The organism is Streptomyces sp. NPDC006393 (genome assembly GCF_040628575.1).
In the GTDB taxonomy this organism is placed as follows: Bacteria; Actinomycetota; Actinomycetes; order Streptomycetales; family Streptomycetaceae; genus Streptomyces.
Genome location: NZ_JBEXZD010000140.1, coordinates 1 through 19,977, shown reverse-complemented (window position 1 = coordinate 19,977; position 19,977 = coordinate 1). Strand labels below are relative to the sequence as shown.

The window sequence follows — 19,977 nt, the reverse complement described above, 5'->3', positions numbered from 1 at the left end:
CGCTCGGCACCGGACTACCCGAAACCTACGACAGCACTCCAGACACTTATCTTCTGCCCCCCGACGCCACCGTCCTCATGCTCACCGACGGCGTACTCGAGGCCCGCAACCGACACGGGAGCTTCTACGACCCCACAGCGACGCTGACACGGCGTATGCGTGCGCATCCCAAGGAACTCGTCGACGCCCTTGTCCGGAGCGTCTCGCGGTGGACCGACGGTGAGCGCCAGGACGACCTGGTCGTGCTGGCGCTATCGCGTACGCCGGCAATCCGACAGGAGGCAGACGTTGCGATCCGAACGCAATCCACGTATCCATTTTTCGGCTGCAAGGCACCCGTCAGACCGTTCCAGGGATCGCCGCCGCCCTGGTGGACGTCACAGAACGTGAGCGTGCCCAGGAACGCGTTGCCAGTCTCGCCGCAGTCTGCGCAGGAGTCGGGAACGCAACGATCTCGCCTTGGTCGAACTCGGTGTCCTGCGGATCGGCCTGCAACGTGCCGGTAAGCCAGGAAAAGCACGGCGTGAGTACGAACAGAGCCGCCGATTCCGGCTTGTGACCTCTGGGCACGATCATCTTCGCGCGGTGACCCTTGCCTGGATCCGCGAGCACTTCTTCGCCACTGGCTTCCTGCACTCGTTCGCCTCCATCGCGATCGGCGGGGCAGTCATTGATCCTTTTCCGTCTTCACTCTGAGCTGATCAGATGCAGGGTGAGGATGGCATGGACGAGTTTGGTGGTCGGGGTGGTCGAGCACCGCAGTTTGCGAAGGAGTCGCCAGGACTTGAGGGTGGCGATGGCCTGCTCGACCAGTGCTCGGATTTTCGCGTGGGATCGGTTCGCGGCCTTCTGGCCTGCGGAAAGGGTCTTCCACCGGCCCCAGCACGGGATGCGGACCGTTCCTCCGGCGCCCCGGTAGCCCTTGTCGGCCCAGCACATGATGCCGGCCCGGGTGAGGGCGTCGATGATGCCGTGTTCATGGGCGGCACGGACATCGTGGATGGCGCCGGGCAGTGAGGCCCACAGCAGTCGCCCCAAGGGGCCAGCGATGACCTGGACATTCATCCCGGGTTTCTTGTGCTTGCAGGAGTAGAACGGGCGGTCCGCTGCGATGCGGTCGATCGGCAGGAGCGTGCCGTCCAGGATCAGATACGCCTTCACTGACGAGGTCCACATTGCGTCGGCCAGGCTGGGGGCGAGGGCGGCCAGGAGCTCGACGGCCTCCGTGACGTGGTGGTAAGCCGTGGTTGTTCCGACACCGAACCCTGCTGCGAGCTGAGCGTAGGTGTGGCCTACCCGCAGGTGGGCGAGCGTGAGCATGGCTCGACGGCCGGCGCTCAGACGTCGCCAGTGTGAGCCGATCTGGCGGCGATGCCGCCGCAACTGCTGGGAGAGGAAACGCAAGGCAGAACTGGACACGTCGACGCCCGACGGGTAGGCAAGCACGTGAAGCCTCTGGTGGAGACGGTTCTCTTGGTCGAAAGCCATCTACCAGGGGCTTCATCAGGTGTCACCCCAACCGGCCAGCCCCAGAGTCAAGTTGGAAAAGCTCTTGACGCTGCCGTGGTGGATCCGCGGACGGGCCCCGGCGAGCCTTGTGCCGCAAGGCCCGACGGTGAGCCGCCTGGATGTCCGTCCGGGCGGACGGCCAGCCACATATGAAGGCAACCTTTGTAGGTTGCCTTCATATACGTTAGGCTGAACACATGACCGAAACCTTTGACCTGGCACAATCGCTGCGCGAGGTCTTCGGGCGAGCCCAGCGCACGCTGCGCGAACAGGGTGGCCGGATGGGGCTGAGCGCCAGCCAGTCGGAAGCGCTGGGGTACGTCTTTCGCGAGGGCCCGCTGACGATCACCGCGCTCGCGAAGCGGCAGCGCGTCCGTTCCCAGTCCATGGGTGCGACGGTCGGTGTCCTTCTTGAGCAGGGATTGGTCACCGTCACTCCAGACCCCAATGACGGCCGTCAAAAGGTTGTCGCCGTCACGGACGAGGCCCGGGCCTTGATCGCCGAGGGGCGCGGTGCGCGTACCGACTGGCTCACGAAGCAACTCCGGGGCCTCTCTCCGGCCGAGCAACGGACCCTCGCCGAGGCTCATGAAATCCTCGATCGCCTGTTCCCTTAAGGAGCCCGATGCCCATCACCGCCCTCGATTCCCAGACCGCTCTGGTCGTCATCGACCTCCAGGCCGGGAGTATCGGCGTCGACATGGCGCCTCACGCAGCAGCCGACGTCGTTGCCCGATCCGCCCGGCTCGCCGATGCGTTCCGCGGCCACGGCCTGCCGGTGGTTCTCGTCAACGTCGCGGCCGCCCCAGGCGCGCGAAGCGACCACAACCCGGACGGCGCGCCGTTCGTGATGCCGGAACAGGCGTTGCCGGTCGTGCCCGAGCTGGGTGAGGCCGGAAAGCGGATCACCAAGCGCACCCCAGGCGCCTTCACCGGCACTGACCTTGAGGACTACCTCCGCAGCCAGGGCGTCACCCAGGTGGTCGTCACCGGCGTCGCGACCGGCGACGGCGTCGCCGCCACCGTCCAGCAGGCATTTGAACTCGGCTTCCACGTGACCACCCCGACCGACGCGATGAGCGACCCCGACCTGGCCCGGCACGAGTTCTCGGTGACCCACCACTTCCCCCAGCGTGCGGAGACCGGCAGCACCGAAGACATCATCAAGCTGCTCACCGTACGCGCCCGGTGACGCACACAGCCTCTCAGCTCCACCGCTTGGCGAAGACGCCCGACCGGCAGCCCGAATGCGGAGCGAAGATCCACCGATGCGCGCGCCGAGGCGTGCGGCAAGGAAGTTCAGCATGCCGTCAAAGACCGCTTCCACGGCGCCGACCCACACGACACAGGAACACGCGTTCACATGGCGTTTCCTCACGCCGCTGTACGTCGGCTCGGCGCTCAACCCGGTCAACAGCTCGCTGATCGCTACTGCCCTGGTCCCGATCGCGCACGGCATCGGTGTGCCGATCGGCCAGACCGCCACCTTGGTGACGGCCCTGTACCTGGCCAGCGCGGTGGCGCAGCCCACGGCCGGGAAGGCCGGAGAGGTCTTCGGGCCTCGCCGCGTCCTGATCGCCGGGATCGTGGCCGTAGGAGTGGGCGGACTGATCGGCGGCGTCGCCCAAAACCTGCTCACCCTGCTGATCAGCCGCATCCTGATCGGCATAGGCACCTCTTGCGCCTACCCGACTGCAATGCTGCTGATCCGCAAGCGTGCCCGCGAAGCGGGCTTGGAACAGCCGCCGGGCGGCGTGCTCGGCGGCCTCCAGATCGCCGGCGTCGCCACCGCGTCCCTGGGTCTACCTGTGGGCGGCCTCCTGGTCAGCGGCCTCGGCTGGCGAGCCGTCTTCCTCGTCAACGTCCCAGTCGCCCTGGTTGCCCTCGCGACTGCCCTCGCCTGGGTCGAGGCCGACGGGCCGCTGAAAGGATTCCGACTCCGCGAGGTCGCCTCGCGCCTCGACGTGACGGGAATCGTCGGCTTCGCCGCCGCGATGCTGGCCCTGCTGGTCTTCCTCTTCGAACTCCCCACCACCCACTGGTGGATACTGGCACTGGCTATCGTGCTGTGGACCGCCGACATCCTGTGGGAGCTGCGAGCGGCCAGCCCCTTCATCGACGTACGCCTGCTGGCCACTCGCCCAGCGCTGACCAACACCTACGTGCTCTTCGGGCTGCTCATGCTCTGCCAGTACGTCGTGCTCTACGGCGTCACCCAGTGGGTCGAAGCGGTACGCGGCTACAGCGAGTCGGCCTCCGGACTGCTCCTGCTGCCCATGACCCTCGTCTCGGGGGTCGTGATCGCGCTGATCTCGCACCGGAACATGGTGCGCGGCCCCGTCATCGCCGCCGCCCTGACCGCCCTGGCCGGCTCCGCCGGTGTGCTCCTGCTCGACTCCAACGTCTGGATCGGCGTCATCGCCGTCCTCACCCTCGTGTTCGGCGCCTCCACGGGATTCGCCGTCGCCGGCTACCAGACCGCGCTCTACACCCACGCGCCGCAAGAGCAACTCGGCACCGCCGCCGGTCTGCTGCGGACCTTCGGGTATGTCGGCTCGATCGCCTCTTCCGCCATCACCGGCATCGTCTTCCACCACCAGGTCAGCGACCACGGCATCCGCCTCATCGCCTGGATCATGATCGGCATCAGCCTGGGCCTCACCACCCTCACCCTGGCCGACCGAACCCTGCGAAACCGCCCGGACCAGCCGACCGGGACTTGAAGTGGCCGACCATTCGTCGACGTGCTGCGGCGTCCACTGCCACGGCATCGCATTGGCATGCCTGATGAAGGCCCGGACCGTACGTTCCTGGTCATCGACGTATCCCGGCGAGAGGTTCCGGGCGAGCTGCTGGTTGCGCCAGCCTTTGATCATCGCCTTGAAGACCTGCTCGTCCGGCCGCAGCAACGGCAGACCGTCGATCAGGTGCAGCCGAGCAGACCCTGGAACGAGACCATCCCCACCCATCCGCTATCACTCTCCGTCTATCGCATCTGACGCGAGAATTTCGCATCGGATGCGACTCGGAGGCATCTTCGCAGTTCAATCGCTCGATGGAGTGAGGCCCGCAGATAACCGCCAGCAAGACCGCTACCGTGGCTCCGAGGTCAGCGACCCTGGTGGGACCGCGTCCATGCGGTCCTGAGCCCGCGTCCAGGACGGGTGTCGCCTATTCGCATCCGATGCAATTGGCGTCGGTAGATCAATGGAACCGTGGTTGGCGCCGAGATTGATCTTGAGTAACGGTGCCCCTCCGGCACCGTACGCCCGCACCGCCCGGGCCGCCGGGCTGGGCGGTCAGCCCGCGCCGGCGGCGGCTTCGAGGGCCCGGCGGAGCTGGTCGAGGCTAGGGGCTCCGGCCGGGCCGGCGGGGCTGCGGTAGATCCGGCAGGCCAGCGACGGAACGGCGCCGCGCTCGGCGAACGGATCGCGGCCGTCGATCAGGATCGTCGGGGAGCCGGTGAAGCCCGTCCGCTCGGCCTCGGCCTCGTCGGTGACCATCCGGGTAGTGAAGCTGGTGTCGGGCAGCCCGGCTGCGGCCAGGACCTCCCGCAGCCGCTTCTCCGCGAGCTGCTGGTGCGGGCAGTCGGGCACGACCAGGACCTCGATCTCCATGCCTCCAGGATCGCGCGCCTCGGCGCCGTACGGCCGAAGGGGCCGACCCGACCGGGCAGCGCGCCGAGCCGGGCCGCGCCGCCCTTCATCCGGTGCGGTCCGGGGATCACTCGCCCTCCCTCGCTCCGCGGTCCTGCGCCAGACGCTCCGCCTCGACGTCGTTCGCCTGGTCCGTCTGTTCTGAGAGTTCGAGGCAACCGTGTTGGTCAGCACGCGAGTGCGGCCTGCAGTTCGATGGAGGTGGGCGGTTGGGCCCCTGCACGTTCGCATGCAAGGGCGCCTGCGGTGACAGCCCTACGCAGCAACTGGGTAAGGGCGTGTTCGTCTTCGGGGAACGACACGGTGTGCCCTCCACCGGGAGTGGAGCACCAGAGTTGCGATAGCAGCGCTGCCTGGAAGGAGTCGCCCGCTCCGATCGTGTCGACGACGTCGACCGCGGGCGGTGCGCACCATGCCTGTGCGCCGTCCATGACACCGTAGGCGCCCGCCCCGCCGCAGGTGACCACCGCCAGTCGGGGTCCCCGCTCGAGCAAGGCACGGGCCGCCCTTTCAGGGGACGTATCGGGGTAGAGCCAGGCAAGGTCCTCGTCGCTGGCTTTCACCACGTCCGCCTCCCGCACCATGGCATGCACGGACTCGCGATAGGCCGCCCGGTCGGGTTGCGCCGCGGGGCGGACGTTCAGGTCGACTGCGACGATGCCTCCGGGCCGGTTCCGGACGGTGCGAGCAGCCTCCCGCACTCGGGCCGCGCCGGGTTCCTTGACGATGGCGAGCGAACCGGTCTGTAGCAGGGTCACCTCAAGAGGCACGTCGATCCGCAGCGGGGCCCAGTCGCCCAGGAAGTCGTAGCGCGCGGAGCCGCTGTCCTCATCCACGTAGGCGAGTGCGACCAGGGTGCGGTCCGAGGCGGCCGGGGTTTGGTCGACGACGACGCCCGCGCCGGCGAGGTGCTCGGCGATCAGGTCGCCGGGTGGGTCGTCGCCCCAACTGGTCGTGAACCTCACGGGATGGTCCAGGCGGTGCAGTCCGATCGCGACGTTGGCGGGACTGCCTCCGGCATGCGGCTCGATGGTGCGCTCGCCGCCTCGCCAGACGAGATCGACGAGGACTTCGCCGACCACCATTGCTGTCATGAGAGGGCCTCCGTCTGGGGGGTGGGGTGCTCCGGGGTGCGGCGTTTGTCCTTCAGGGCTGTGGCGTCCACGTCCCAGGCGTCCACGGAGTGGCGTCCGGATCCGGTGACCGCTACGCGCCAGGCGGCCGTGCCGCCGACCGGGTAGAAGCGAAGGGTGAGTGCCTGGCCGTCGGCGGTGAAGACCTCGGCGACCGAGTGGTCGAGGAGGATTCTGAGATCGACAGGGCCTGGCCGCGCGGGCAGGCGCCACGCGCCGCGCTTCGCCCGATGGTCGAGCGAAGCATGATCCCGGCTGACGAGGACATCCCCCGTCTCGCGGTCGCGTGCGAAGGCCAAGAACTCGGCAGCATCCGCCGAGGTCGAGATCCGCAGGCCGCCCTCGGCAGGGAGGGTGACCGTGAGGTCCGCGGCCCGGCCGATGGACCCGAGCACGGAGGGCGCCTTGCCACGCGCCCGGATCCGTCGGGCCCCGCGCAGCTCGTCGATCTCGGCGGCGGGGCGCTGCCGCAGCACGCCGTCGTCGCCCAATGTGAGTTCGCGCGGGGTGCTGAGCATCCCGGCCCAGCCCGCGCTGTCGATCCACTCGCCGGGCGCGCCGACCCGCGGTTCGTCGCGGGCCTCCCAGATCCAGGCCCACATCAGGATCCTGCCGTCGGGGGCGGGTAGCAGGGCGGGGGCGTAGAAGTCGGGTCCGTGGTCGAGGAGTTGCGGGTGATCTGCCGCGAACGTGCCGTCCTCCTCGTGTCCGCTCCAGGCCACCGCGCACTGGGCACCGTCGTCCGGGTCCCAGGCGCTGACCAGCAGGGCGCCGCGCCGGTCGGCGAACGGCGCGTACTGGGCGCACTCCCAGCCCCTGCCGGTGTCCCGCCCGCCCGGCAGCGGCTGGGGCGGGCGGGCCAAAAGTGGGCCGCGGTAGGTCCAGGTGTCCAGGTCCTCGGACTCGTACTGGAGGGCTGCTCCGCGGCCGTCGGCCAGGGCTGCGCCGACGAGCATCCGCCAGCGCTCCCCGTCCCGCCACACGTACGGGTCGCGGAACATGGTTGCCGCTGCCGGTGGTCCGTCGATCAGCGGCTGCGCGCGTTTGGCGAACGTGGTGCCGCCGTCCCGGGAGCGGGCCGCGGCGATCGGCTGGTACCACCGGTCGGATCTGCGGGCGGAGTAGAAGGCGATCAGGTCTCCGTCGGGTGCGGTGACGGCGTTTCCGGACCACACGCCGTCCGCGTCGAGGCCGCCTGGCGTCGGGGCGAGGGCGGGCGGCAGCAGCTGCCAGTGGACGAGGTCGGCGGAGCGGAAGTGGCCCCAGTGCATGGCTTCGTGGCGGGCGCTGTAGGGATTGTACTGGAAGTAGACGTGGTAGTGGCCGTCGTGGAAGACGAGGCCGTTGGGGTCGTTGACCCAGTTGCGCGGTGGGCGCAGGTGGTAGGCGGGCAGATGGGGGTCCCGCGCTGCTGTCGACACAGGGGTCAGCTCATCTCGCGTACGACGATGTTGGAGAAGGTGGCGCTGCCGCCGTCCGCGTATACGGAGACACCGGTGTCGCCGGGCTGGAAGTAGACCTGGTGGGACAGGACGGTGTGGCCCGCGTTGACGAAGACCTCGACGCTCTGCCGGTCGACGAGGATGCGCAGGTGCACCGAGCGGGCGGCGGGGTCGATGGGGGCGTTGCTCTGCTGGTGGTTGCCGAAGGAGAAGTCGGCCCGGTCCGAGGGGCCGCGGTCCACGTAGACGGAGCCCTGGTAGACGCCGATGTTGGTGTGGCGTGTCCCGTCCTGCGAGCGGCCGACGGAGACGCCGACGTTGTTCAGCTGCTGCCAGGAGACGTCGAGTTCGAGGTCGTAGGCCGTGCCCTGGTAGGACAGGACGACGCTGTCGCTTGTGGTGACGTCCGCGAGGGGGAGGGTGCGCGAGACATGGTCGTGCAAGGCCGGCACCGGTTGCGACAGGAGCGTGTACCAGCCCTCCGGCTGCCTGGCAAGGGACAGCTCGCGCACGACGGACATCTGGCCGTTGTAGCCGTCACTCAGGTCGGTGGGGACCGTGCGGGCGGCGTACTGCCAGTTGTTCATCCAGGCGAGGGCGTAGCGGCGGGTGTCGGGGGCGGCCGCGTTCGGCCAGGTGACGGCCGCGTACCAGTCCCAGCCCCAGTCGAGCCACTGCGGGTCGCGGTTGTCGCTGACCCAGGTGGTGCCGTTCCATGTGCCGGTCCAGTAGGCGTAGGTGTCGGGCTGCCCGCTGTAGTCGCCCTGGGTGCTGGCGCCGAGGACCCAGTGGCGGGTGCCGTCGTCGGCGGTCATCTCGAAGAGGTCGGGGCACTCCATCCCGCCGATGTTGGGGCTGGAGTAGCCGAACACCGAGGTATGGGTCCAGTGAACGAGGTCGGGCGAGGTGTAGAACCAGATGGCCTGCTGGCGGCCGATGACCGCTACCCACTCGCCGCGCGCCGCGTCCCAGTGGATCTTCGGGTCGCGGAACCAGTCGTTGTGGTCGGGGTTGTCGATGACGGGCGGGCCGTACGCCGTGAAGGTGTACCCGTTGTCGGTGGAGTAGTAGAGGTACTGCTCCTGGTCGTAGCGGTCGCCTCCGGTGGGCTGGGTGGCGAGGACGACCACGGCGCCCGCTCCGAAGCCCGCGGTGTTCGTGGCGTCCACGACGCCCGAGCCGGTCCATACGGGGAAGTCGGGGCCCAGAGGTATCGCCGTGCCGCGGTCGGTGAATGCGACGCTGTCGGTGGTGGTGGCGTGCTGCCACCAGCCCGGGGCGTTGTTCTGGTCGCTGTGCAGGTAGTAGAGGTGGTAATCACCGCCCGCGTGGATCGGCCGCTGCGGATCGCTGAGCCAGCCCGCGGGCGGCGTCAAGTGGTAGACGGCACGCAGCGATTCGGCGGCGACGGCGACAGGGATGCGGGTGGCGGCCGCGGCCAGGGCGGTGGCGCCCAGGGAACGGAGCAGGGTGCGCCGGGAGACACGGGGCATGGGACGGCTCCTCGATGATGGAGACGATTGCGGATGAATGCCGTATTACGGACGGCTGAGGGCGTGCGGAGAAGCGACGCCGGGCACGGCGGTGCTCCGGCTGCCGCATTGCGAGGGACTGCTGTCAGGGGCAGAGGGTCACGTGGTCAGAAAGTCAGGCGGCCGGCTCGTCGTGAACGCGGCACAAGCGATCGCGGCAGCTCACCGTTCGGACGGTCGGGAGATCGAACTGCGCGGTACGGAGGGGCAGTCGACCGCCATCGGCTCGCTGCCCTTCGGTTTGTCGAGGCCGAGCAGGACGCGCACACCGCGCCGCCCCAGTTCGTAGTGCGGCAGAGCGACTGTGGACAGGGCAGGCCGCAGATGCGCGGCGATGACCTCCTGATTGTCGAATCCGACGACGGACAGGTCGTCGGGAATGCGCAGGCCGCGCTCGCGCAGTCCGTCGTAAAGCCCCATGGCCACCCGGTCGTTGTGGCAGAAGACGGCACTCGCACCGCTCGCCACGACCCGGTCGACGGCCGAGTAGCCGCCTTCCTGGTCCGGCTGTACGTCGACCACCAGGGCGGGGTCGTAGGGGAGCTTCGCGGCGCGTAGTGCCTGCCGGTAGCCCTCATGTCGCCCGTCCCGTGCCGGCGACGGGGTGCTGGTGTTGAGGAAGGCCACCCTCTGGTGCCCCTGTTCGAGGAGCATCCGGGTTGCGTCGCGACCGCCGGAGCGCTCGTTGGGGACCACGGCCGGCAGCGGGCGGCGGTCGCTGTAGCAGTTGACGAGCACGGTGTCCGGCTCGACGAGCCCCTCGGGAAGGTCGACGGCCCGGTGGTACCAGGTCGAGTAGAGGATGCCGCGCACCTTGTGCTCCCACATCATCGACAGGGCGCTGGCCTCGGCCGGCGCGTTGCCTTCGGTGTTGGCGACGAGCAGGACGTAGCCGTGCTGCCACGCCTCGTCCTGTGCGCCGTGGATGATCTGCCCGGCGAACGGGGTCGAGGCGATGGCGTCGGCGACCAGGCCGATGAACCGGGAGCTGCCCTTGACGAGGTTCTTGGCCATGGCGTTGGGCCGGTAGCCGAGTTCGTCGATCGCCCGGCGCACCCGCTCGCGCGCGTCGGCGCCGATCCGTGCACCGGTGTCGTTCACGACGTGCGAGACGGTGGACACCGACACTCCGGCGGCCTGGGCTACGTCCCGCATGGTGACGGCTCGGTGTGCGCCGCCTTCGCTCTTCATCGCCTTGTCATCCCTTGGTCGCTCCGCTTTCCAGCCCGTAGATCATCGCCTTGTTGAGGACGAGGAAGACGAGCAGGAGCGGTGTCACGGTGACACACACTCCGGCGAACGTCGCCGTCCAGTCGGTCTTGCCCATCGCTCCGATGTAATTCTGCAGGCCGACCGGGATCGTCTTGAGGCCCTCCGACAGGACGAAGGTGTTGGCGAAGACGAAGTCGTTCCAGATGAAGATGCTGTTGACCATCACCACGGTCACGACGGTGTTGACCGACATCGGCAGCGTGATCCGGGCGAAGATGCGGTACGGTCCAGCACCGTCAAGGGACGCCGCCTCGTACATCTCGCGCGGGATGTAGCTGAAGAACGAGGAGAACAGGTACAGCGACATCGGCAGACCGAAGCCGGCCAGCGGGATCATCATCGCCAGGTAGGTGTCGAGCAGGCCGACTTGGGCGTAGTCGATGAAGAGCGGCACGAGCGCGATCTGCACCGGGACGACGATGCCGAGCAGGAACAGGGCGCGGACCGCGTTGCTGAAGCGGAAGCCGAGGACCTGGATCGCGTACGCCCCCATCAGCCCGCACACGACGATCAGGGCGTCGGCGCCGAGCGTCACGATCAGGCTGTTGAGGATGTACCGGCCGAGGTCGGCATGGTCGAAGGCGCGGGCGAAGTTGTCGAGGGTGAACGACGTGGGCAGGCTGAACGGGTTGGCCGAGGCGAAGTCCTGCTCGGTGCGCACGCTGCTCAGGAACAGCCACACCAGCGGGTAGACCTGCACGACGACGAGGCACGCGATGATCACCCGGGAGAGGACGCGGTACACGTTCGGCCTGCGGCGGCCGGCACGCGGCGCGGCAGGCGCGCCGTGCGGCTCGCGGGCCGGCCCGGGCAGCGGGCGTACGGAGGTGAGAGTGGACATCAGACGGCCTTCCGCCGAAGGACGAGAACGATGAGGCCGACGGCCACCAGGCTCTCCACCACGATGAAGACGGACATGGCGCTGGCGTAGCCGTAGTCCGTGCTCAGGAACGCGGTCTTGTACATGTAGGTGGTGACGAGCTCGGAGGACTGGCCGGGGCCCCCGCCTGTGAGCAGGTAGGGGATGTCGAAGCCGCGCATCGCGTACGTGACCGCCATGATCGACGTTGTCATCCAGACGGGCCGGATGTAGGGGAAGCGGATCCGGGTGAAGATCTGCCACTGGTTCGCCCCGTCGAGCCGGGCGGCTTCCTCCAGCTCCCGGGGGACAGTCAGCAGTGCGGCGTAGATGATCACCGTGTAGAGCCCGATGAACCGCCAGCCCTCCGGCGCGGAGACCGCGGCGAGGACCGTGTGCACGTCGGACAACCAGGGCCGCTCCAAGCTGTCCAGGCCGACGAGCCCGAGGAGGTGGTTGACGGGGCCTTCGGGGTCGAGCGAGTAGATGCGCTGGAAGAGCAGGGCGATGGCGACGGTCGAGATCACGGCGGGCAGCAGGTACAGCACCTTGACCAGTTCACGCCCCCGCGTCAGGGTCAGCAGCAGGCTTGCGACGACGAGCCCGCCGCCGAGCTGCAGGACCAGGCAGACGACGAGGTAGCCGAGCTGGTTCGTGACAGCCGTCCAGAAGTCGCCCTCGGTGAGCATGAACGCGTAGTTCGACAGTCCGGCGAAGCGCAGCTCGCTGATGCCGTCCCAGGTGAAGAAGGACAGCACGAGGGACTGCGCGATCGGCAGCAGCACGGCGGCGCCGTACAGCAGCAGAGGCGGCAGCAGGAACAGCGCGACCGTGAGTCGGGAGCGGGAGGGAAGCATGGCGGCCCTTCTGGAAGTCCCGCGACGTGGCCGGCGGGCGGGCGCCGCGGCGGTCATCGGGCGTACCTCGGCGCGTTGCGCCGGATGACCGAGTCCATCGTCGAGACGAAGGAGCCGGGTGACACGTCGCCCTGGACGAGCAGGACGAGTTCCTGCTGGAACTTGGTGTTGGAGGTGGGGTCGAGCTGGGTGTCCCAGGGCACGGTGATGTCGTGGCCCACGTCGCCCGCGGCGGCGACCGCGCGGGCGTACAGCGGGGTCGCGTCGTCGGGCAGCACGGTCTTGGCGTCGGACGTCGGGGACAGCTCGCCGGCGGCCGCGTACCGGGCGGGGTAGCGGGTGAGAGCGAACTTCAGGAAGTCGCGCACCAGCGGGTCGTACGTACGGGAGTTGACCGCCATGCCGATACCCGACGGCGTGACGAACTCGTTGGCGCCGGTGACCGCGTCGCGCGTCACGGGAAGCCGGAAGAAGTCGACGTCGCCGCGGACCTTGGCGTCCAGCGCGCTCGTCGCGAGACTGCGCAGCTCCCACGTGCCGATGTTGTAGACGGCTGCGCGGCCGGAGGTGAAGAGGTTCTGCGCGTCGGCGTAGCCCACCGACGAGAACCCTTTCTGGAAACAGCCGGCCTTGCCCAGTTCGGCCAGCCACTCGGCCGACGCCCGACCGGGGGGATCGCTGAACTTCGCCTTGCCCTGCTTGAGTTGACGTACGTACTGCGGTCCTGCGGTACGGAACGGGTGGTACGCCGCGTACCGCTCCAGCGGCCACTGGTCCTGCCCGTCGAGCGCGATCGGGGTGACTCCCGAGCGTCGCAGGACCCGGCACATCGCGGGAAAGTCGTCGAGCGACTTCGGCACGCGCACGCCCGCATCCCGGAAGAGCGCCTTGTTGTACCAGAAGAACTCGCCCTGGTACTCGAACGGAATCATGTACAGCGACCCGTCGTCGAACCGCTGGTAGTCGAGGGCCGCGGGCCGGTAGCTGTCGTACAGGCCGAGGCTGCGCAGCAGTTTCGAAGCGTCCATCATCCGGCCCTGCCGCGCGAGTTTGCGGGCGAAGGGTGTCGCGTCGGTATCGAACAGCTCGGGCAGCTTGTCCGCGGCGGCCAGCGTCTCGTACTTCTGGATGTAGGAGGGCCGGTCCGGCGTGGTGATGAAGCGGAGCTTGAACCCCGGGTGGGCGGCGGCGTACTCGTCGGCGAGCTCCCGCATCACCTTGATGACGGCGCCGTCGGCGGGACGCGACAACAGCCACGAGATCTCGCGGGGTTCGACCGCCCCCACGGGGTCCACGTCACCGGCGGACACCCCTTCGCTCTTCGTGCCGCAGCCCGCCAGCGAAGCGACGAGGCAGAGGGCGAGGGTCATGACGGCGGCGGCGAACGGTCTGCGCACGGACTTCCTCCTTTCAGACTCGCAGGGATCACTCATCCGGACACCTCCCGTACGCGGACGGCCAGATCAAGCAGCTCGGCCTGCCCGTCACCCACGAAGAATCCGATCCGTCCGTGGCGGACGTCGTAGAGCCGGGTGCTGAGAACCGTCTGCCGGTCAAGGGTGACGACGGCGAGGTCGCCCTCCAGGATCACTTCGAGGGTGTGCGTGCGGCCGGACAGATCGACGGGCCGCTCCAGTTCGATGACGTGCGGGACGTCGCCGGAGATCTGCCATTGGGCATCGCCGGTACGACGCCGGGGCCAGCGGTCGAGGACCATGCGGCCGCGCCGCGGTTCGAGCCGTAGGACGTAACCCTGATCACCGTCCTGGGCGGTGCGCAGCAGAAGGCCGCACTCGACGGCGCCGGGCTCGACGGTGAATTCGGCCCGCACCAGGCACTGGTCGGGCAGCACAGCCTCGGACACGACGCATTCGAAGCCGTCGGGGGCGCTCAGCGCCACGGGTGCGAGATCCATCACGACGTCCTGGGTGAAGCTGTCGAGGATCTCCGTGGGCGGAGCGAAGGCGAGCGTGCCGTCGGCGTTCTGCCTCGCCTCGAGGAGGGCGAGCGTGCCCGCCCACTCCCAGGCGCCGTCGTCGGTGCCGCCCTCCCGGCTGGCTATCCACCCGCAGAAGATGCGGCGTCCGCCGAGCTCCGCGGACTTGGCGGCGTAGAAGGCACGCCCGTCGACGGTGTCCCGCTCGGGTACCTGCCAGGGCCCCTCGGGGCTCCTGGCCATCCGGTACCGCGTGGCGAACGACTCCGAGAACTCCGAGTAGACGAGGTACCACCACTCCCCCAGCGCGAACACTTCGGGGCATTCGTGGGCGACGTAGCGCCGCGGATCCCAGACCGGCTCGGCCGGCTTCCACGTCACCAGGTCGTCGGACTCACAGGCGGCGATCACTCCCCGGCGCCGCTCGGGCCCTTCCGTGTGGCGGGCGGTGATGAGCATCCGCCATACGCCGCGCTCCTCGTCTCGGAAAACGAACGGGTCCCGCCAGTCGGCGCTTTCGTATCCGTCGGGGGCGCCGAAGGTGTGCTGGGGGTGCCGGGTCCACGAGGTGAGGTCGCCATCGCCGGTGGCGTGCATGACGAGCTGCAGCGGCTGCCCCTCGGCGCCGGTGAACCGTGGGTTCTGGCCGGTGTAGAAGAGGTGGTACGTGCCGTCGGCGTCGCGCACGACGCTCCCGGTGTAGGCGTTGAAGTCCCCCTCGTCATCGGCCCCGTGGGGAAACGCGACGCCGCGGTCCTCGAACCGCACCAGATCGCGCGTGGCCGCCAGGGACCAGGACGTACCGGGCTTGGGATGCGCACGGTGCTCGTGCAGGTAGAAGAGGTTCAGTTCACCGTCCCGCTCGAAGGGGATGACATCTCCCACCCAGCCATCGCTTGGCTGGAAAAACACGCTGCCTCGCACATCACCCTCCCGATCAAACGTTTGAGCAGCAGAGTAGGAGCACGGTTTCGCAGTGGTCAAGCGTTTGAGCATGAGAAATTTACGCCAGGGAAACGAGGCGTCTACCAGACAGTGAGCCGCTTCCGACCTGCCGGACGGTTGGGCGGCGGCCCCGGCGGCGGGCATGACGAAAGCTCCTGGTAGGTGGCTTCACGGCCAAGATCACCAGCCCGTCAGGAGCTTGCGCGTGCTTGTCTACCCGTCCGGCATCGATCCGTCCAGCCGCACCCTGCAACACCTCTCCGGTCTCCTCGCAGGTCACCGCCCCCGCATCGGCCCCAGGTGGCGTCGCCTCATCTGCGGCCGGCAGGCCCTGCTCGTTCTGGCACACCTGCGCTGCGGCGACACCTACGCCCGCCTCGCCGCAGGCTTCCGCATCGGGATCGCCACGGCCTACCGCTACATACGCGAGGTCGTCGACCTCCTGGTCGCCCTCGCGCCACGCTGGAACAGGCCATGTCGACTGTCCAGAAGAACGCGTACCCGATCCTCGACGGCACCGTGCTGCCGAGCGACCGCATCGCCGCAGACCGGCCGTACTACTCCGGAAAGAAGCATCACGGGATGAACGTGCAGGTCCTCGCACCGCGGACGAGGAGTCTGCATGAGAATCTCCGCAGCCCAGCGGACCGGGAACGAGAACCGCATCCGGGCCGCCATGGACCGCCTCCTGCGCGGGGAAATTCCACCCGGCGGCAAGTGCGACGTCAAGACCCTTCCCTGCGAAGCGGGCGTCGACCGCACCGCCCTCTACGGCACCCGCCCCTACACGCACCTCCGCGAAGAGTTCGAACGACGCCTTCAAGCCCTGCAGCAGGCCGGAGAAATCCCCGACCCCCGCGAAGCCCAGATCATCCGCCTCAAGGCGGAGAACGCCAAGCTCAAGGAACGGCTGGCCCAGGCAGAGGATGAGGTCGACGAGCTCACGGACTTCCGCACCCAGGCCCTGGCCCGGCTCGCCGCACAGCACGCAGAGATCATCCGGCTCCGTGGAACCGCCGAGGGAGCGAGCCGAGTCAGCCGCCTTCCCGCACCGCGAACCACCGTGATCGGATCATGCAGCTGACCAAAGCCCCTGTCAGGCATCTCCCGCCTGCACGTTCGCTTGCCTGAGCACGTCGTATCCGACGAAGGAGAACAAGTGCATGCCCGGAACGAGCAGCTGCGGTTCGCCAGTGAAAACGTGCGCACCGACGCCGAAGCCCGCGTCCCGCTCCGAAAGCCACTGCCGTTCGAACCCGCGCGTCTCGAACCACTCGCAGATCAGCGGCACCATGTCGGGAGCGCCGCGATGGCGAGTCCAGATGACGGTGCCGCCGGTCCGGCACAACCGGGAACACGCGTCGACAGTCCGCTCGATGTCCGCGTCAGTGATATTGCCGAACACTCCGCAGACCAGTACGAGATCCGCCAGCACCATGCCACGGTAGTGATCGGTGAGCGAGGCGTTCTCGTGGCTGCGGGACCTGGGGACCATGCCCTCTGATGCCCCGGTGACCCTGCGCTTCCTCAACAACGTCACCGCTCAGCTCACCTGCACCCAGCTGGTCGACCGGCACGGCGTGGCCTGCTCACCGATCCGCGAGCTGCTGATCGACTACCTGGAGGAACGCCAGCCACGACTGGACTACAGCACTCTCGACAACCTCGCCCGCAACCTGACCAGGAACTTCTGGTCCGACCCGGAGATACACCATCCAGGCATCGCCTCCTTCGACTTGCCGCCCGGGGTCGCCGCCGCGTGGAAGGAGCGGTTCCGAACCAGGATCCAACGGCGGAAACGGCCGGACGGCACCGTGGAAGAGACGCTCGTCGAGCGCGCTGAATACGACCAGTTACTCGTGGCGGTGCGGGCTCTCTACCTGGACATCGCTCGTTGGGCGGCCGAGGAACCCACCCGATGGGGACCCTGGGCAGCGCCTTGTCCGATCAAGGAGGCTGAAGTCTCCGATCGCAAGCGCGTCAGGCGGCGGAAGGCCCGCATGGATCAGCGAACGCGCGAGCGACTGCCCGTCTTGGAGACCTTCGTCCGGGCTGCGGCCGATCACCACGCCAAGCAATCGGCCCGCCTTCAGGCCCTGCTTGCCGTCTCCCCCGGTGCCACCTTCATGATCGGCGACGCGGTTTTCGTCCGCACCAAGAACGCGACGACCGCTGGCGCGCGGGACGAACAGGGCACTCTTCGCCATTTCGGCCAGGCCGAGCATCGCGCGTTCTGGGCTTGGGCCGCGGTGGAATTCCTCCGCCACACCGGCGCCCGCATCGAGGAGATGCCGGAGCTCAGCCATCACGCGATGATTCAGTACCGGCTGCCCACCACCGGCGAGATCGTCCCACTGTTGCAGATCGCTCCCTCCAAGACCGACCAGGAGCGAGTCGTGCTCGTCAGCCCAGAACTGGCCGACGTCCTGGCCACCATCATCCGACGTGTCCGCGACCCGCGGACCGGAGCCATCCCGCTCCTGTCCGCCTACGACTATGAGGAACGCGTCTGGAACCCACCGTCCCCGCTGCTGTTCCAGTGGGACCGCGGCGGCGAGAGATCCCGCATGTCGGGCGAGTTCATCCGCAGCGCGCTGGGAGAGGTCCTCGCCTTCATCGGCCTCACCGACTCAACCGGCCAGCCTCTGGTCTTCGCGCCGCACGACTTCCGCCGCCTGTTCATCACCGATGCCATCCGCTCTGGCCTCCCGCCTCACATCGCGCAGGTCATCGCCGGCCACGCCAACATCAACACCACGATGGGCTACAACGCGATCTACCCAGAAGAGACCATCGAAGCCCACCGCGCCTTCATCACCCGCCGCCGTGCTCTGCGCCCGGCAGAGGAATACCGCACCCCCACCGATGCTGAGTGGGACTCCCTCGGCCACTTCGAGCGCCGCAAGCTCTCCGTCGGCACCTGCGCCCGCGCCTACGGCACCGCATGCGTCCACGAGCACGCTTGCGTCCGCTGTTCTCTACTTCGCCCCGACCCCACTCAGCGCGGTCGGCTGGTGGAAATCAGGGACAACCTCGTTTCCCGCATCGCCGAGGCGGAAAGGGAGGGCTGGCTCGGTGAGATCGAAGGGCTCCGCGTCAGCCTGGCCGGCGCCGAATCCAAGATCAGCCAGATAGATACCGCGTCCTCCGGCAGCTTGGTGAACCTCGGCCTGCCCGCTCTGCGGAAGGAACGATGACATGGACCAAGTCGGGCGCCCTACCAGCCTCTGGTCCGTTCGTTGGGGCATCGGCAACTCACGGCAGCAGGCACTCCCCCTGCGGATCAAAGCAGACGAGCCCGTGCTCGCGCGCCAGCGAAGCAACGTACTCAGAGACCTCCTCAGCCTTGCTGTAGGACATGAGCAGGTACACGATCGGCCCCGAGGCCTCATCGATCACTGGTGGCGACGCCCATACGACACTGCCGTCGGCGTCGTCCGGGTACCGCCCGACGAGCGCCTCGACATAGGCCACGATGCGCGGCGCCGGCGGCACAACGACATCATCCGACTCCAGGTAGCGCGCATAGAGCTGGTCGTAAACCGAGCCCGCTTGATGATTGTCGAGTGGGCGTTCACCGTCCCACACAGCAAGGTCGTAGCTCACAGCCGAATCGTCGCAGGTGACGTTCGGCCCTAACCAGCCGGCCCTGTCGCCCAGTGATCCGTACGAGGTCCTGGTTCAGAGAAGTCACGAGCCCGAAGCTGATCGCACCACTCCAGATGCCACGGGGCATGGCAGACCTCCCACAGCAGCCCCGAGCATCAACAGTGTGGGATCTCAGATCCCGTGGCCGAATCTCAGGGGAAACGGACAGCCCGTGGCCGGACGGACACGGATGTGAGACTGCCTGATCAGCCTGTTCACTCTTTGGAGTGACCTAGACGTGGCAGAGGCGTCCTATGGACAGTCTGTTGGCAGGAGGGCCGATCGGCATCCGGCCCGCGCTGGGGGACGCCATGGGCGGTGCCGCGAGCACTCTCAGTATTCGCCGTACGGATAGTGCAGTCGACGAGGTCGGGGGCCGCTCGTCACCCTCGTTCGATCTGATGCGCTCGGCCGCACCGTGGCGGACGTTTCGCTGGTACAAGGGACAGCGGCACTACAACCCGGACTACTTCTTGAGCACCGAGCGCGGCCCTGTGGTGGTGGGCGTCCAGCCGCGGTGCCGGCTGTCGGCCCCTGAGGCCGCTTCGACCTTGGAGTAGACGCGGCAGGCGATGGCCGACCGCCAGTGGCACTACAAGGTAGGGAGCGAACCTTCCGCCATCGATCTGGAGAACATCCCGCTTCCTTACCGGATTCCGACGCGAGCGGCTGTTCGCGCCGGAGCTGGTGGACGAGCTCCGGGCCGTCGACCTTGACGGTGTCGCGATCGGCCAAGCTGCAGGCCGGATACCGCTCCGGTAGGGGGAGCCGCGCTCCGCGTACGCGCCAGGCTCCTCGCTGGAGGACCGGTACACGGCGAAGGCGGTAGAGCTGGGGGTTGCCGCACGGTCGGTGAGGCGCTGGATCGCTCAGTTCCGTGAGCACGGAGAGGCCGGGCTGACGCCGAGGAAGAAGCAGTCCTTGAGCAGGGGGACGTCAGTTGATGATCGCTGGGTGGAAACGGCCCTGGAAGTGATCGTCGAGCACACCGACCAGTCACGGCCCTCGCGGACGTTGGTGATCGCGCGGACGCGGGCTCGGGTGATCGCCCGGTTCGGCGAGGGCGTCGTGGCGCAGCCGAGCCGGGCGACGGCGTTTCGGATCCTGGCGGACCTGGAGCGCCGTCATCCGTTCGTGCCTGGTTCAGGGAAGCAGCAGGAGTTTGCCGGTGGTGGCACGGGACTCGAT

At 68.2% G+C, this 19,977-nt stretch carries 19 protein-coding genes and 4 pseudogenes; 11 read left to right on the top strand and 12 right to left on the bottom strand.

The features are described from left to right. Positions 1 to 248, top strand: a pseudogene (locus ABZ484_RS34930) (SpoIIE family protein phosphatase); the annotation flags it as partial. A gap of 211 nt (positions 249 to 459) precedes the next feature. Then, the gene (locus tag ABZ484_RS34925) at positions 460 to 696 is read left to right on the top strand and encodes a hypothetical protein (RefSeq protein WP_358869986.1); all 237 of its coding nucleotides are present in this window, start codon (positions 460 to 462) and stop codon (positions 694 to 696) included. On the opposite strand, the gene ABZ484_RS34920 is transcribed toward ABZ484_RS34925, so the two are convergent. Further along, on the bottom strand, positions 688 to 1,446 hold the full coding sequence (locus ABZ484_RS34920) for a transposase family protein (protein ID WP_358869985.1): 759 nt from the start codon (positions 1,444 to 1,446) through the stop codon (positions 688 to 690). The genes ABZ484_RS34925 and ABZ484_RS34920 overlap by 9 nt on opposite strands. A gap of 260 nt (positions 1,447 to 1,706) precedes the next feature. Between ABZ484_RS34920 and ABZ484_RS34915 the strand changes: the two genes are divergently transcribed. The 4 genes from ABZ484_RS34915 to ABZ484_RS34900 all read left to right on the top strand — a co-directional run bounded on the left by ABZ484_RS34915 (position 1,707) and on the right by ABZ484_RS34900 (position 4,508). Further along, complete coding sequence (locus ABZ484_RS34915; RefSeq protein WP_358869983.1) at positions 1,707 to 2,126, top strand: MarR family transcriptional regulator; 420 nt, start codon at positions 1,707 to 1,709, stop codon at positions 2,124 to 2,126. Positions 2,127 to 2,134: 8 nt separating this feature from the next. Next, the gene (locus ABZ484_RS34910) at positions 2,135 to 2,701 is read left to right on the top strand and encodes an isochorismatase family protein (RefSeq protein WP_358869982.1); all 567 of its coding nucleotides are present in this window, start codon (positions 2,135 to 2,137) and stop codon (positions 2,699 to 2,701) included. Between the two features lie 112 nt (positions 2,702 to 2,813). Next, entirely contained in the window at positions 2,814 to 4,232 is a 1,419-nt protein-coding gene (locus tag ABZ484_RS34905) for an MFS transporter (protein WP_358869981.1), read from the top strand. 57 nt (positions 4,233 to 4,289) lie between these two features. Next, positions 4,290 to 4,508 carry a hypothetical protein gene (locus tag ABZ484_RS34900; protein WP_358869980.1) on the top strand — a complete coding sequence of 73 codons (219 nt, stop codon included), beginning with the start codon at positions 4,290 to 4,292 and terminating at the stop codon, positions 4,506 to 4,508. Between the two features lie 300 nt (positions 4,509 to 4,808). Here the strand turns inward: ABZ484_RS34900 and ABZ484_RS34895 are convergent, their stop codons facing one another. From ABZ484_RS34895 to ABZ484_RS34855, 9 genes are all read right to left on the bottom strand, one after another. Then, positions 4,809 to 5,126 (bottom strand): hypothetical protein, encoded by a 318-nt coding sequence (locus tag ABZ484_RS34895; protein ID WP_358869979.1) that lies wholly within the window; start codon positions 5,124 to 5,126, stop codon positions 4,809 to 4,811. Between the two features lie 206 nt (positions 5,127 to 5,332). Beyond that, the gene (locus tag ABZ484_RS34890; RefSeq protein ID WP_358869978.1) at positions 5,333 to 6,259 is read right to left on the bottom strand and encodes a carbohydrate kinase; all 927 of its coding nucleotides are present in this window, start codon (positions 6,257 to 6,259) and stop codon (positions 5,333 to 5,335) included. Continuing rightward, entirely contained in the window at positions 6,256 to 7,719 is a 1,464-nt protein-coding gene (locus ABZ484_RS34885) for a glycoside hydrolase family 32 protein (RefSeq protein ID WP_358869977.1), read from the bottom strand. The genes ABZ484_RS34890 and ABZ484_RS34885 overlap by 4 nt, the downstream gene beginning before the upstream one ends. Before the next feature lie 5 nt (positions 7,720 to 7,724). Continuing rightward, positions 7,725 to 9,233 carry a glycoside hydrolase family 32 protein gene (locus tag ABZ484_RS34880; RefSeq protein ID WP_358869976.1) on the bottom strand — a complete coding sequence of 503 codons (1,509 nt, stop codon included), beginning with the start codon at positions 9,231 to 9,233 and terminating at the stop codon, positions 7,725 to 7,727. Positions 9,234 to 9,434: 201 nt separating this feature from the next. Further along, positions 9,435 to 10,463, bottom strand: coding sequence for a LacI family DNA-binding transcriptional regulator (locus ABZ484_RS34875; protein ID WP_358869975.1), 1,029 nt, complete (start codon positions 10,461 to 10,463; stop codon positions 9,435 to 9,437). A 7-nt stretch (positions 10,464 to 10,470) separates the two neighbouring features. Beyond that, positions 10,471 to 11,385 carry a carbohydrate ABC transporter permease gene (locus tag ABZ484_RS34870; RefSeq protein WP_358869974.1) on the bottom strand — a complete coding sequence of 305 codons (915 nt, stop codon included), beginning with the start codon at positions 11,383 to 11,385 and terminating at the stop codon, positions 10,471 to 10,473. Continuing rightward, a complete protein-coding gene (locus ABZ484_RS34865) occupies positions 11,385 to 12,260 on the bottom strand; it encodes a sugar ABC transporter permease (protein WP_358869973.1) in 876 nt (291 codons plus the stop codon). Before ABZ484_RS34865 ends, ABZ484_RS34870 begins: the two co-directional genes overlap by 1 nt. 53 nt (positions 12,261 to 12,313) lie before the next feature. Further along, complete coding sequence (locus ABZ484_RS34860; protein WP_358869972.1) at positions 12,314 to 13,657, bottom strand: extracellular solute-binding protein; 1,344 nt, start codon at positions 13,655 to 13,657, stop codon at positions 12,314 to 12,316. A gap of 32 nt (positions 13,658 to 13,689) precedes the next feature. Then, positions 13,690 to 15,192: a glycoside hydrolase family 32 protein gene (locus ABZ484_RS34855; protein WP_358869984.1), complete on the bottom strand. Its 1,503-nt coding sequence runs from the start codon at positions 15,190 to 15,192 to the stop codon at positions 13,690 to 13,692. A gap of 154 nt (positions 15,193 to 15,346) precedes the next feature. Between ABZ484_RS34855 and ABZ484_RS34850 the strand changes: the two are divergent. Together ABZ484_RS34850 and ABZ484_RS34845 are read left to right on the top strand one after the other, a co-directional pair. Beyond that, a pseudogene (locus tag ABZ484_RS34850) lies at positions 15,347 to 15,744 on the top strand (transposase family protein); the annotation flags it as partial. A 19-nt stretch (positions 15,745 to 15,763) separates the two neighbouring features. Next, positions 15,764 to 16,225, top strand: a complete 462-nt coding sequence (locus tag ABZ484_RS34845) for a hypothetical protein (RefSeq protein WP_358869971.1) — start codon at positions 15,764 to 15,766, stop codon at positions 16,223 to 16,225. A gap of 12 nt (positions 16,226 to 16,237) precedes the next feature. Here ABZ484_RS34845 and ABZ484_RS34840 read toward each other — a convergent pair whose 3' ends face one another. Further along, positions 16,238 to 16,579 carry a hypothetical protein gene (locus tag ABZ484_RS34840; RefSeq protein WP_358869970.1) on the bottom strand — a complete coding sequence of 114 codons (342 nt, stop codon included), beginning with the start codon at positions 16,577 to 16,579 and terminating at the stop codon, positions 16,238 to 16,240. Positions 16,580 to 16,595: 16 nt separating this feature from the next. Between ABZ484_RS34840 and ABZ484_RS34835 the strand changes: the two genes are divergently transcribed. After that, complete coding sequence (locus ABZ484_RS34835; protein ID WP_358869969.1) at positions 16,596 to 18,338, top strand: site-specific integrase; 1,743 nt, start codon at positions 16,596 to 16,598, stop codon at positions 18,336 to 18,338. Between the two features lie 58 nt (positions 18,339 to 18,396). Here the strand turns inward: ABZ484_RS34835 and ABZ484_RS34830 are convergent, their stop codons facing one another. After that, positions 18,397 to 18,747, bottom strand: a complete 351-nt coding sequence (locus ABZ484_RS34830) for a hypothetical protein (protein WP_358869968.1) — start codon at positions 18,745 to 18,747, stop codon at positions 18,397 to 18,399. An 840-nt stretch (positions 18,748 to 19,587) separates the two neighbouring features. On the opposite strand from ABZ484_RS34830, the pseudogene ABZ484_RS34825 reads away from it, so the two are divergent. Both ABZ484_RS34825 and ABZ484_RS34820 read left to right on the top strand, forming a co-directional pair. Continuing rightward, a pseudogene (locus tag ABZ484_RS34825) lies at positions 19,588 to 19,692 on the top strand (helix-turn-helix domain-containing protein); the annotation flags it as partial. 51 nt (positions 19,693 to 19,743) lie between these two features. Then, positions 19,744 to 19,977, top strand: a pseudogene (locus tag ABZ484_RS34820) (transposase); the annotation flags it as partial.

Excerpts from the sequence above, each read along its gene's own strand:
- ABZ484_RS34845 (WP_358869971.1), top strand. The coding sequence starts at position 15,764 with ATGAGAATCTCCGCAGCCCAGCGGACCGGGAACGAGAACCGCATCCGG.
- ABZ484_RS34890 (WP_358869978.1), bottom strand. The coding sequence starts at position 6,259 with ATGACAGCAATGGTGGTCGGCGAAGTCCTCGTCGATCTCGTCTGGCGA.
- ABZ484_RS34870 (WP_358869974.1), bottom strand. The coding sequence starts at position 11,385 with ATGTCCACTCTCACCTCCGTACGCCCGCTGCCCGGGCCGGCCCGCGAG.
- ABZ484_RS34915 (WP_358869983.1), top strand. The coding sequence starts at position 1,707 with ATGACCGAAACCTTTGACCTGGCACAATCGCTGCGCGAGGTCTTCGGG.
- ABZ484_RS34840 (WP_358869970.1), bottom strand. The coding sequence starts at position 16,579 with ATGGTGCTGGCGGATCTCGTACTGGTCTGCGGAGTGTTCGGCAATATC.
- ABZ484_RS34880 (WP_358869976.1), bottom strand. The coding sequence starts at position 9,233 with ATGCCCCGTGTCTCCCGGCGCACCCTGCTCCGTTCCCTGGGCGCCACC.
- ABZ484_RS34905 (WP_358869981.1), top strand. The coding sequence starts at position 2,814 with ATGCCGTCAAAGACCGCTTCCACGGCGCCGACCCACACGACACAGGAA.
- ABZ484_RS34865 (WP_358869973.1), bottom strand. The coding sequence starts at position 12,260 with ATGCTTCCCTCCCGCTCCCGACTCACGGTCGCGCTGTTCCTGCTGCCG.
- ABZ484_RS34900 (WP_358869980.1), top strand. The coding sequence starts at position 4,290 with ATGCCTGATGAAGGCCCGGACCGTACGTTCCTGGTCATCGACGTATCC.
- ABZ484_RS34875 (WP_358869975.1), bottom strand. The coding sequence starts at position 10,463 with ATGAAGAGCGAAGGCGGCGCACACCGAGCCGTCACCATGCGGGACGTA.
- ABZ484_RS34855 (WP_358869984.1), bottom strand. The coding sequence starts at position 15,192 with ATGCTCAAACGCTTGACCACTGCGAAACCGTGCTCCTACTCTGCTGCT.
- ABZ484_RS34895 (WP_358869979.1), bottom strand. The coding sequence starts at position 5,126 with ATGGAGATCGAGGTCCTGGTCGTGCCCGACTGCCCGCACCAGCAGCTC.
- ABZ484_RS34910 (WP_358869982.1), top strand. The coding sequence starts at position 2,135 with ATGCCCATCACCGCCCTCGATTCCCAGACCGCTCTGGTCGTCATCGAC.